At 47.4% G+C, this 10,114-nt stretch carries 12 protein-coding genes and 1 pseudogene; 5 read left to right on the plus strand and 8 right to left on the minus strand.

Features of this window, described 5'->3' with window-relative positions:
* Positions 1-14: 14 nt before the first annotated feature.
* Positions 15-2,018: a DNA polymerase III subunit gamma/tau gene (dnaX, locus tag ACTHTU_RS10170; RefSeq protein ID WP_440362469.1), complete on the minus strand. Its 2,004-nt coding sequence runs from the start codon at positions 2,016-2,018 to the stop codon at positions 15-17.
* Between the two features lie 198 nt (positions 2,019-2,216).
* Here dnaX and ACTHTU_RS10175 point away from each other — a divergent pair, with 198 nt between their 5' ends.
* The gene (locus ACTHTU_RS10175) at positions 2,217-2,930 is read left to right on the plus strand and encodes an aldose epimerase family protein (protein ID WP_440362470.1); all 714 of its coding nucleotides are present in this window, start codon (positions 2,217-2,219) and stop codon (positions 2,928-2,930) included.
* A gap of 57 nt (positions 2,931-2,987) precedes the next feature.
* On the opposite strand, the gene mltB is transcribed toward ACTHTU_RS10175, so the two are convergent.
* The 5 genes from mltB to rpsF all read right to left on the minus strand — a co-directional run bounded on the left by mltB (position 2,988) and on the right by rpsF (position 5,653).
* Positions 2,988-4,067: a lytic murein transglycosylase B gene (gene mltB, locus ACTHTU_RS10180; RefSeq protein WP_440362471.1), complete on the minus strand. Its 1,080-nt coding sequence runs from the start codon at positions 4,065-4,067 to the stop codon at positions 2,988-2,990.
* 209 nt (positions 4,068-4,276) lie between these two features.
* Complete coding sequence (gene rplI, locus ACTHTU_RS10185; RefSeq protein WP_003678862.1) at positions 4,277-4,729, minus strand: 50S ribosomal protein L9; 453 nt, start codon at positions 4,727-4,729, stop codon at positions 4,277-4,279.
* 16 nt (positions 4,730-4,745) lie between these two features.
* On the minus strand, positions 4,746-4,976 hold the full coding sequence (gene rpsR / locus ACTHTU_RS10190; protein ID WP_003678863.1) for a 30S ribosomal protein S18: 231 nt from the start codon (positions 4,974-4,976) through the stop codon (positions 4,746-4,748).
* A gap of 6 nt (positions 4,977-4,982) precedes the next feature.
* Entirely contained in the window at positions 4,983-5,285 is a 303-nt protein-coding gene (gene priB / locus ACTHTU_RS10195; protein WP_180947864.1) for a primosomal replication protein N, read from the minus strand.
* The gene (gene rpsF, locus ACTHTU_RS10200; RefSeq protein WP_004519252.1) at positions 5,282-5,653 is read right to left on the minus strand and encodes a 30S ribosomal protein S6; all 372 of its coding nucleotides are present in this window, start codon (positions 5,651-5,653) and stop codon (positions 5,282-5,284) included. The genes priB and rpsF overlap by 4 nt, the downstream gene beginning before the upstream one ends.
* A 246-nt stretch (positions 5,654-5,899) precedes the next feature.
* Here rpsF and hscA point away from each other — a divergent pair, with 246 nt between their 5' ends.
* The 4 genes from hscA (at position 5,900) to fdx (ending at position 9,272) form a co-directional block, all read left to right on the plus strand.
* Positions 5,900-7,759 carry a Fe-S protein assembly chaperone HscA gene (hscA, locus tag ACTHTU_RS10205; RefSeq protein ID WP_440362472.1) on the plus strand — a complete coding sequence of 620 codons (1,860 nt, stop codon included), beginning with the start codon at positions 5,900-5,902 and terminating at the stop codon, positions 7,757-7,759.
* 90 nt (positions 7,760-7,849) lie between these two features.
* Entirely contained in the window at positions 7,850-8,479 is a 630-nt protein-coding gene (locus ACTHTU_RS10210; protein WP_440362473.1) for a GIY-YIG nuclease family protein, read from the plus strand.
* Complete coding sequence (locus tag ACTHTU_RS10215; RefSeq protein WP_440362474.1) at positions 8,476-8,838, plus strand: TIGR02328 family protein; 363 nt, start codon at positions 8,476-8,478, stop codon at positions 8,836-8,838. Before ACTHTU_RS10210 ends, ACTHTU_RS10215 begins: the two co-directional genes overlap by 4 nt.
* A 92-nt stretch (positions 8,839-8,930) precedes the next feature.
* Positions 8,931-9,272 carry an ISC system 2Fe-2S type ferredoxin gene (fdx, locus tag ACTHTU_RS10220; protein ID WP_440362475.1) on the plus strand — a complete coding sequence of 114 codons (342 nt, stop codon included), beginning with the start codon at positions 8,931-8,933 and terminating at the stop codon, positions 9,270-9,272.
* Positions 9,273-9,348: 76 nt separating this feature from the next.
* Here the strand turns inward: fdx and ACTHTU_RS10225 are convergent, their stop codons facing one another.
* Together ACTHTU_RS10225 and ACTHTU_RS10230 are read right to left on the minus strand one after the other, a co-directional pair.
* Positions 9,349-9,969, minus strand: a complete 621-nt coding sequence (locus tag ACTHTU_RS10225; protein WP_440362476.1) for a hypothetical protein — start codon at positions 9,967-9,969, stop codon at positions 9,349-9,351.
* A gap of 41 nt (positions 9,970-10,010) precedes the next feature.
* Positions 10,011-10,114 (minus strand): annotated as a pseudogene (locus ACTHTU_RS10230) (IS1595 family transposase); the annotation flags it as partial.

Raw genomic sequence — 10,114 nt, forward strand, 5'->3', positions numbered from 1 at the left:
TGTATGTCAGTATTTTAGGAATGTCCTGCTAATTCTAAAGAATCCGGCAGCCATTGCGCTTCAAAGGTTTGCAAAATTTTCTGCGCCGTTGCATCCGCTTCCAGCAAATCTTGCGCCTGCTGCCGTCCTTCTTCTTGAATACGTTTGCGGCGCATAACCGGCGTTTCCCAGCCTTTATCATCCTGCCAAGGCTCGGTTTGCAGCCTTAAATTGCCAAGATGGTAGGCCTCGCTCAACGTCTGGCAGATTTTGTCCAAGCGCTCTTTATTGGCAGTGGCTTTGGCTTCATCCGTCAACGACAGCATGATTAAACCTGCTTCCGCATCATAACTCGTCCATGCCGCATTTTGTGCCAACATCTGCGCCGCGCCTAATTTACGGGCGAAGCGTTCGATAATGCTGTGCCAATTCTCTGTTTTAAACTCAGGCAAAGGAGCGAACTGAAGCTCTTCTTCATCTCCCTCCTCTTCTTCAGATTCAGCAGACACAACCGGCTGCGGTACTTCCGTCACATCAGCATGATGTGAATCATCATATGTATATGCTTCATCAAAATACGGAGGTGGAATTTCCTCATCCATGTGCGGATATGTTTCCGGCTCAGGGGCCGTCTGAACTTTTGCAACAGGCAATGGCTCTGCAGTTTCTTGCATCTGCGCCGTTTGTGTTTGAGGCGGCTCTGCCGATACTTGGCTCGGCATGTCTTCCCAAGGCGGTACATCCGTCTGTTGTTGTTGAACTGGCTGAACCGTTTCTTCAGACGGCCTTTCAACGATATCTTGTTTGACATCAACAGCCTCTTTCTCAACCGCCGGCGCTGCTATCGGCTCAGATTTCGGCAGCTGAAAAGGCTTTTTTTCGGCCTCAGCTTTCTGATGGTCGGAATGCAAATCCGTGTGTTCAATCTGACTTTGCGTATCGCAACCCGAAGCGGCCAACGGCGCAAATGCAAGCATGCGCAAAAGCGTCATGACAAAACCGGCATACTCGTCCGGAGCCAGCGGCAAATCCTGTTTGCCATGAATAGCACATTGATAATAAAGCTGAATCTGCTCGCCACTCAAAGCCTGACTTAATCGCAGCAAAGTTTCACGTTCAGGGTCGTCATTCGCTAAGGCGGAAGGAATGGTTTGAATCAAAGCCAAACGTTGCAACAGCATGGCCAACTCTGCCAACGCGCTGTCAAAACCAATCGCTCTGGCAGACATTTCCTGAGCCTTTTCCAGCAAGGCTTCCCCGTTTTGATTGATGATTCCTTCAAGCAATTCAAACAAGTATTGTTTATCGACCGCTCCGATCATCTGGCGGACATCTTGCTCGGCCACTTTACCCGAACCCATGGCAATCGCCTGATCCAAAAGACTCAACGCATCGCGCATCGAGCCGGCGGCGGCACGGCCTAAAAGTTGCAAAGCCTGTGGCTGATAAGGAACGTTTTCACGATCCAAGACATGCGCCAAATGCTCCGCAACCTGCTGGGTTGTCATGTTGCGCAAAACAAACTGCAAACAGCGGCTCAATACGGTAATGGGGACTTTATGCGGATCGGTGGTCGCCAAAATAAATTTAACGTGTTCAGGCGGTTCTTCCAAAGTCTTCAGCATGGCATTGAACGCGCTTTTGGAAAGCATATGCACTTCGTCGATGATATAGACTTTGTATTTACCCGCTGTCGGCGCGTATTGGGCGTTTTCCAACACTTCGCGGATATTATCGATACCGGTATTCGATGCCGCGTCGATTTCCAATAAATCCACATAACGGCCGCTGTCGATTTGCGTACAGCTTTCACACTGACCGCACGGCTCGCCATGCACGGCATTTTCGCAGTTCAAACTCTTGGCCAAAATCCTGGCAATCGTGGTTTTACCCACACCGCGCGTCCCTGTCAGCAGATAGGCATGGTGCAGACGGCCTTCGTCCAGCGCGTTGCGCAGGGCTTTGACGACGTGTTCCTGACCGACCAAATCGGCAAAGGTTTTCGGGCGCCATTTTCGTGCAAGAACTTGATAAGCCATGTTGTTTCTCTACGGGAAATAAATCGGAAGGCCGTCTGAAAAGAATTATCCGCTTTTCAGACGGCCTCAGAAAATGGCATATATTCTAGCATTTTTTTGATTTTTATTAAGGATTTTCTATCAAGGCTACGGCGACAGCATGTTATTGCAATGTTAGAATGCTACATAAATGATAAGTAATTTGAAGTTTGAAACATCATGTCCGAAATCATACTACGCAACCAATCAGCCACTATGCAAGTCAATACAATGGGCGGATATATTGATTCCCTTATTCTAAAAGGACGGGAAGTCTTATTTCCGAAAACCAGCGTCCACGTGGGCCATGATACAAAATTACGCGGCGGCATGCACGTCTGCCTACCTCAATTCGGACCTGACAGCAAAAATCATCTGGCCCAACATGGCTTCGGTAGAACTTCAGACTGGGAAATCCGCCATCAAAATGAATCGGATATCGGCTTGAAATTAATCAGCACAGAAAAAGGCTATGAACACGTCAAATGGTTGCTTGATTACAGTCTGCCTAACGAAAATGAAGCCATCGCCATCCTAACTGTCTGCAATTACGGTGAATCACCCGTCCGCACGTCTCCGGGATTTCACCCCTACTTTACCGCCGCCGGCACACAATTTGATTTCAACGGCGCGCCATACGATGCCGACTATATCTCCCATACCGAATTTGTTTCCTCCGACCAGGATGCACACGTTGCATTTGACGGCTTGAAACTGGATATCCGTACCCACAATCTGCCTGTGTATGCTCTTTGGAGCGATCGAAACGGCCAATATACTTGTGCAGAGCCGACCGCAGAAGGCAATGCATTTTTATCTCCTGCAAGAGGCGGACAATTTGTTTCAGGGCACAGCAAAAAACGTTACGCCATGAAAATCAGACTGATGGCTTAACCCCCTTACAAATCCTCAATATTTAAAAACCACCCCGAAGGGTGGTTTTCTTATGGCTTACAGGCCATTGTTATTGATTGCATTCGCAATATCGCGTACCGCTGTTACATACATGCGGCTGTGGTTGTATTGCCATACTGTGTAGAAGTTATTCAGACCCAAATAGTATTCAAATACGCCCGGGCTGGTTTCCAAAGCATACAATACAGCCTTTTCATTATCCGCAACAGCAGCTTGAGGCATGACACCCAAGGCTTTGAAATCTGCGACAGTACGCGTCAAGGCAGTTTTCTCATCAATAATCGCCTGCAAGTGCGGAGTAATCGTCAGACTTACCGGTACAACCATCTTACCGCCGGGCTGCCAGCCATGCTGTTTCATATAATTGGCGACAGAAGCCGCCACATCGCCAACATTATTCCAAATATCGCGATGACCATCACCATCATAGTCCACCGCCCATTTACGGTAGCTGGAAGGCATAAATTGCGGCATACCCATTGCGCCGGCATAGCTGCCTTTGAAGTCAAAGATATTTTCTTTTTCTTCTTTTGCCATCTGTAAAAGTTCGCTCAATTCATTTTGGAAGAACTCAGCACGGCGAGGATAATCAAAGGCCAATGTACTCAAAGCATCGGCAACGCGGAAGCTGCCCGTATTTTTGCCATAATTGGTTTCGATACCGAGAATCGCCACAATCAATTCGGCAGGTACGCCGTATTTGCGTGCCACATCATCGATTACGGCACGGTTTGCCGCATAGAATTGTCTGCCGCCATTAAATTTGGCTGCACCAGAGTTACCGGTGCGGAATTCATACCAAGGACGCGAAGTGCTTGGGCGGTACATAATGGTAATAATATTGCCTTTATACACCGCGCCATTAAAGAAATTGCGCAATTCTTCCGCACTGAAACGGCGGTTTTTCACTTCATATTGGATAAACTGCTGAACATTGACGTTCTCATTAAAACCGCTGCTGGCAACAGATTCAGCCGCAGCATCAAATACAGGGCGTTTTGCAGAAGAAACAGGCTCGACAGGTTTTGCCGTATCAACAGCAGGCTTTTGCGGAGTGCCGCATGAAGCTAAAGCCAAAGCAGTCAGACCTATCCCAAAGATTTTGATTTTATTCATAAATAATCTCTTTACTAAATAATACGACAAACCCGAACACGAATGAATATTCGGCCAATACATCATCTCTTCATATCAACCGCTATATTTCTAGACAAACTCAAAAATATAGACAAATCGATATTTACTTACTTCGACTCAAGCACATAAACAAGGCCGTCTGAAATCCAAGGAAACCCTTGATTTTCAGACGGCCTTGAATGAATCAATTACTCAGCGGCTGCAACAACAGCAACGGTAATTTTAGCAACAGCGTCAGTGTGCAGAGCTACTTCAACTTCGTATTCGCCAACAGCTTTCAATGGACCGTTAGGCAGACGTACGTTTGCTTTAGCAGCTTGGATACCGGCAGCAACAATCGCTTCAGCGATGTCAGCATTGGTAACAGAACCGAACAGACGACCATCAACACCGGCTTTTTGAGCAACAGTAATGGTTTGGCCTTCCAGTTTTTCTTGACGGGCTTTAGCATCAGCCAAGATTTCAGCTTGTTTGGCTTCCAATTCAGCGCGGCGTGCTTCGAATTCTTTCATGTTGGCTTCGGTTGCACGTTTTGCTTTACCGGCAGGGATCAGGAAGTTGCGTGCGTAACCGTTTTTAACGGTAACGATGTCACCCAAGTTACCCAGACCGCCGATTTTTTCTAACAGAATAATTTGCATGATTTAAACTCCAAAATTATTTGTGTTGATCGGTGTAAGGCAACAGAGCCAGGAAACGGGCACGTTTCACAGCAGTAGCCAACTGACGTTGGTAGTGTGCTTTAGTACCAGTAATGCGGGCAGGGATGATTTTGCCGTTTTCAGAGATGAAGTCTTTCAACAAATCAACTTGTTTGTAATCAACTTCTTGGATTTTTTCAGCCGTAAAGCGGCAGAATTTTCTACGTTTGAATGATTGACGAGCCATTGTCGTTTAACCTTTATATTCTTTAATGTTCTGTATGCGTAGTACCGGCTTTGGGAAGCGTTGGCTGCGTTGCGCCAAAAAACCTTCCGACTCGATGACTGCATCTTGCCGATACTGCCATTCCTCAGCCTGCTTACCTAAAATCCGCGCGGGAATTTCAAATTTGACCAGACATTTCTGTCCGTTTTCTTCCTGCCAAGATTCATGTTGCAACACAATATCTAAAACAGGAATTCCTGCCGGCGTATATCTCAAAGGCTGAACCTGCAAGATACGGGCGGTAAGCTTAATCAGATTGTTCAATCTTATTCGGCTGCTGCAACTTCTTCAGCTGCACCGTTCAGCAAGTTTTTTGCTTTTTCGCCGCCCAGCATTGGGGAAGCTTCAGTTACAGCGTGTTTTGTTTTGATGGTCAGGTGACGCAGTACGGCATCATTGAAGCGGAAAGCAGTTTCCAGCTCTTCAACCACTTCAGGAGTAGTTTCGATATTCATCAAAACATAGTGTGCTTTGTGGATTTTGTTGATTGGGTAAGCCAATTGACGACGGCCCCAGTCTTCCAAACGGTGGATTTTACCGTTGGCTTCAGTAATCATGGTTTTGTAACGCTCAACCATAGCAGGCACTTGCTCGCTTTGATCAGGATGAACGATAAACACGATCTCGTAATGACGCATGTTATCTCCTTATGGATGATTAAAAACAGCCTTTCACCATGCGAAGTAAAAGGCAAGGCAAAGAGGCTGAATTTTATCCGCATTTCTTAAAAAATACAAGTCTGAATTCAAAATCCACTTTCTTTTCAATTAAAAAAACAACATTAGGCCTTATGGTTATTTCCTAGCAATCCACTCAACTATCTGCCAAAAATCTGCTAAAATCTGCCCCATCCTAATAAATACAGCATCAGAAGGCACACAATCATGGCTCTTTTGCAGATTTCAGAACCCGGCATGTCCGCCGCCCCCCATCAACACCGCCTCGCCGTAGGCATTGATTTAGGCACAACCAACAGCTTGGTTGCCACAGTCCGCAGCGGCAGCGCAGTCTGCCTGCCTGATTCAGACGGCCGCGCCACCCTGCCTTCGGTTGTCCGTTATTTGGATGGCGAAGTTGAAGTCGGCAAAAACGCCCTTTCTGCCCAAAAAACCGATCCGCTAAATACAGTCAGCTCCGCCAAACGCCTGATCGGCCGCACCCTTACCGACCTCGCACAAGAGGCGCAATACCTGCCCTATCGATTTACACCCAATGAGCGCGTGGTCGAGTTAAACACCCGTCAAGGTGCAAAAACGCCTATCGAAGTATCGGCTGAAATCCTCAAAGCCCTTAAATCGCGTGCCGAAGAAACATTAGGCGGCGATTTGGTCGGTGCCGTCATTACCGTACCCGCTTATTTTGACGACGCCCAACGTCAAGCCACCAAAGATGCCGCACGCTTGGCGGGCTTGAACGTCTTGCGCCTGCTCAACGAGCCGACCGCCGCCGCGATTGCCTACGGGCTGGACAACGCCTCGGAAGGCACGTTTGTCGTTTACGACTTGGGCGGCGGCACATTCGACGTATCCGTATTGCAACTAACCAAAGGCCTGTTTGAAGTCAAAGCCACCGGCGGCAACAGCGCATTGGGCGGCGACGATTTCGACCACCGCCTGTTCTGCCACCTGCTTGAGCAAAACGACCTTTCTAAACTCAATGAGCGCGACAGCCAGCTTCTGCTTTCCCTTGTCCGCGCTGCCAAAGAACAACTGACCGGCCAAACCGAAGCCGTCGTCGAAGCCACGCTTTCAGACGACCGCAAAATCCATACCGTCATTACCCGCCAAGAGTTTCACCACCTGACGCAAAATCTGGTGCAAAAAACCATAGAGCCGGTCAAACAAGCCCTGAAAGACGCAGGCGTGACGAAAGCCGACATCCAAGGCGTGATTATGGTCGGCGGCTCAACCCGTATGCTGCACGTTCAACAAGCGGTCGCCACCTTCTTCGGACAAACCCCGCTGAACAACCTCAACCCCGACGAAGTGGTTGCACTCGGTGCCGCCATACAGGCAAACGTCCTTGCCGGCAACAAAACCGACGGCGAATGGCTGCTGCTGGACGTTACACCTTTGTCGCTTGGTTTGGAAACCTACGGCGGTCTTGCCGAAAAAATTATCCCGCGCAACTCTACCATTCCTACCGCGCGTGCGCAGGACTTTACCACTTTCAAAGACGGTCAAACTGCCATGACGATACACGTCGTTCAAGGCGAGCGCGAACTTGTTTCCGACTGCCGCAGCCTTGCCAAATTTACCCTGCGCGGTATTCCGCCCATGGCAGCAGGCGCAGCGCGTATCCGCGTGACCTTCCAAGTTGATGCCGACGGTTTGCTGTCCGTTTCTGCACAAGAGCAAAGCACCGGCGTACAGGCGCAAATCGAAGTTAAACCTTCCTACGGCTTAGACGACGGCACCATTACCCAAATGCTCAAAGACAGCATGAACAACGCCGCCGAAGACATGGCCGCACGCGCACGCGCCGAAGCCGTAGTCGAAGCCGAAAGCCTGACCGACGCTGTCAACGCCGCCCTTGAGTTGGACAGCGATTTATTGGAAGCCGAAGAATTGCAACAGATTCAACAAGACATCGCCGCTTTGCAAGGCCGTCTGAAAGACGGCAAAGCCGAAGACATCCGTGCCGCCGTCGCCAAACTCAGCCACAGCACCGACAACTTCGCCGCCAAGCGCATGAACCGCAACATCCAACGTGCGCTGACAGGTCAAAGCGTTGATAATATTTGATGACGGATGGTTTCAGACGGCCTTTGGAAATAGAGAGGCCGTCTGAAAAGATGTCATCTCACAGAAATGAAATAAAAATAAAGAACAACAATGGAAAAAGCAGGCATTGTCTACCTGATGAAAACTGTCATCAAAGGCGTATATAAAATTGGTATTACTGACAAAAATAATTTTGAAACTAGAATGCGCCATTTGGAAAACAACGGCTACGCAAACGTTGCCGGGTTAGAACGCGTTCTAGCCATCAAAACCGATAACTATAAAGAAAAAGAAACCTTACTTCATGAAATTTTCGGTAAAAGCCGAATAGGAGAAACTGAGCTTTTTGCGATTGATGAAAATCTTGTGAAAAGGCTTTTTCTCTCGTTAAGAGGCGAAATTGTATTTCCTAAAAATGAAATAGCAGAGTTGGGTTTTGAAAAAACTGTCAAAGAACATCATCAAGAAAAAATTTTTGAAGTAAACAGAAGTGCATTTATCTCCTTTATCAAAGAAAAGCATCAACAAAATCCTTCAATATTAAGAAATCTCCTCTCTTCAGAAAATGCATATAAACCCAAAAATTCTAAAGTCCGTCTATATAAAGACGAATACTTTGGAAAAAGTGGATCAAAGCTAACCACTGAAATTGAAGAGGGTCTTCACATCTATACTACCTACTCAAAAAAGGATTTGAAGATAGCTTACGAAGATTATTCAGAATTATTTAAATCACTATGAGACTCTGGCACCAAACCCTTATCCCCCTACTCCCCCGTGCCCAGCTTTTGGGGCAACACCGTGAATGCGCTGCTTTACGCGGAGCGGGCTGGGGCAGGCCGCATGCGACGGTTAATTACGTTTTTACCCACTCACCCTACAAACTCTACCTGTATCACGTATTGATTATGGAAGAGATGGAAAAGCGCGGTTACAAACCGGATGCTTTATGGAAAGACCCGCTATATCGCGGCAAAACCGTTGCCCCATACCATTCGCACGCGGCTGAAACAGCTACTTCGCCGATTTATGCCGAACATAATGATGCCTACTTGGACGAATGTCTGGAAAATTTAAAAAGTAAAGGCATCATGTTATAAACCCATTTTTCAGACGGCCTGAATATTGAATATCCAAGGCCGTCTGAAGCCGCTTTAACCACAACCACTCTTAAACAACCGAGACAATAAAAATGCCAAAAATTACCGTACTCCCACACGAGACATTATGCCCCGAAGGTGCAGTTATCGAAGATGCGCCCGAAGGCAAAACCGTCCTTGACGTACTGCTCGACCACGACATCGAAGTCGATCACGCCTGCGAAAAATCCTGCGCCTGCACCACCTGCCACGTGATTATCCGCAAAGGTTTTGACAGCCTGGAAGAACCAACCGAATTGGAAGAAGATCTGCTCGACCAGGCATGGGGCTTGGAAGCTGATTCACGTTTGAGCTGTCAGGCAGTGGTTGCCGACGAAGATTTGGTGGTCGAAATTCCTAAATATACGATTAACCACGCTCGCGAAGACCATTAAAACAAGGTTTAATGAAAAAGGCTGTCTGAAAACCATGAATTTGTGGTTTCAGACGGCCTTTTGGTTACATCCCAAACTATTCGATATGAGGAAAAATAAAACGCATACGGGAAATCTGCATAGCAGCCACTTTCTGAGTAGCAGAATAATTTTCAATTTTTTCTTGAATTCTGATTTGATGCAGATTGCCGTTATGCTTAGGAGCAGATTTTTGAGGCTCGCTTGTCTCCTGCAACTCTTGCTCTGTTTTCAACGCCTCCTCTGCCTCGATAGCCGAAAGTGCAGCCTCATCTCTTACCAAACCGAAACGCTCGATAATGGCATTGGTTTCATCTATATAATGAGATTTGTCCACGCCATTTTCCAACACCGCATCTTCAAGCACGACCGACAAATGCTTGCCGCACTTTTCGATACGCTCGGCGATACGCGAATAAACCATCCAACGTTTCAACCTCAATGCGCCTGCATCGTCATTGAGTGAAGCAGCATCCAGTTTAATCAAACCATAGTGCTTGCCGTAATACAGACGGAACACCAGCTGCTTCAAACCTTCTGTTTCATCCAGCATCCGATAAAATTCGCGAACCAACAACAGCAAACGGTCAAATGCGCCTGCTTTAGACAGATACTCCGGATCATCGGAAGCAAGCGCGTAAATCAGTTTGGACAGCTTGGCGTTGAGTGCGTTATTCATCTTTTTTTCCTTTTATTTTTAGGGGCTGACGTAGATTAGCCCTAAATTCCACACCAATCCCGCAGGATTTTAAGCTGTTGAGACGGTGTGCCGAAGTTAAATCGAAATTCGCATTCTTTCAAGAACAGCGGGAACGATTTGCGAT

The organism is Neisseria sp. P0020.S005 (genome assembly GCF_051957055.1).
Lineage (GTDB): Bacteria > Pseudomonadota > Gammaproteobacteria > Burkholderiales > Neisseriaceae > Neisseria > Neisseria subflava_A.

Coding starts and splice junctions, on each gene's coding strand:
- ACTHTU_RS10215 (WP_440362474.1), top strand. CDS start 8,476: ATGAGACTCTGGCACCAAACCCTTATCCCCCTACTCCCCCGTGCCCAG.
- rplI (WP_003678862.1), bottom strand. CDS start 4,729: ATGCAAATTATTCTGTTAGAAAAAATCGGCGGTCTGGGTAACTTGGGT.
- ACTHTU_RS10175 (WP_440362470.1), top strand. CDS start 2,217: ATGTCCGAAATCATACTACGCAACCAATCAGCCACTATGCAAGTCAAT.
- mltB (WP_440362471.1), bottom strand. CDS start 4,067: ATGAATAAAATCAAAATCTTTGGGATAGGTCTGACTGCTTTGGCTTTA.
- rpsF (WP_004519252.1), bottom strand. CDS start 5,653: ATGCGTCATTACGAGATCGTGTTTATCGTTCATCCTGATCAAAGCGAG.
- ACTHTU_RS10210 (WP_440362473.1), top strand. CDS start 7,850: ATGGAAAAAGCAGGCATTGTCTACCTGATGAAAACTGTCATCAAAGGC.
- rpsR (WP_003678863.1), bottom strand. CDS start 4,976: ATGGCTCGTCAATCATTCAAACGTAGAAAATTCTGCCGCTTTACGGCT.
- hscA (WP_440362472.1), top strand. CDS start 5,900: ATGGCTCTTTTGCAGATTTCAGAACCCGGCATGTCCGCCGCCCCCCAT.
- dnaX (WP_440362469.1), bottom strand. CDS start 2,018: ATGGCTTATCAAGTTCTTGCACGAAAATGGCGCCCGAAAACCTTTGCC.
- fdx (WP_440362475.1), top strand. CDS start 8,931: ATGCCAAAAATTACCGTACTCCCACACGAGACATTATGCCCCGAAGGT.
- ACTHTU_RS10225 (WP_440362476.1), bottom strand. CDS start 9,969: ATGAATAACGCACTCAACGCCAAGCTGTCCAAACTGATTTACGCGCTT.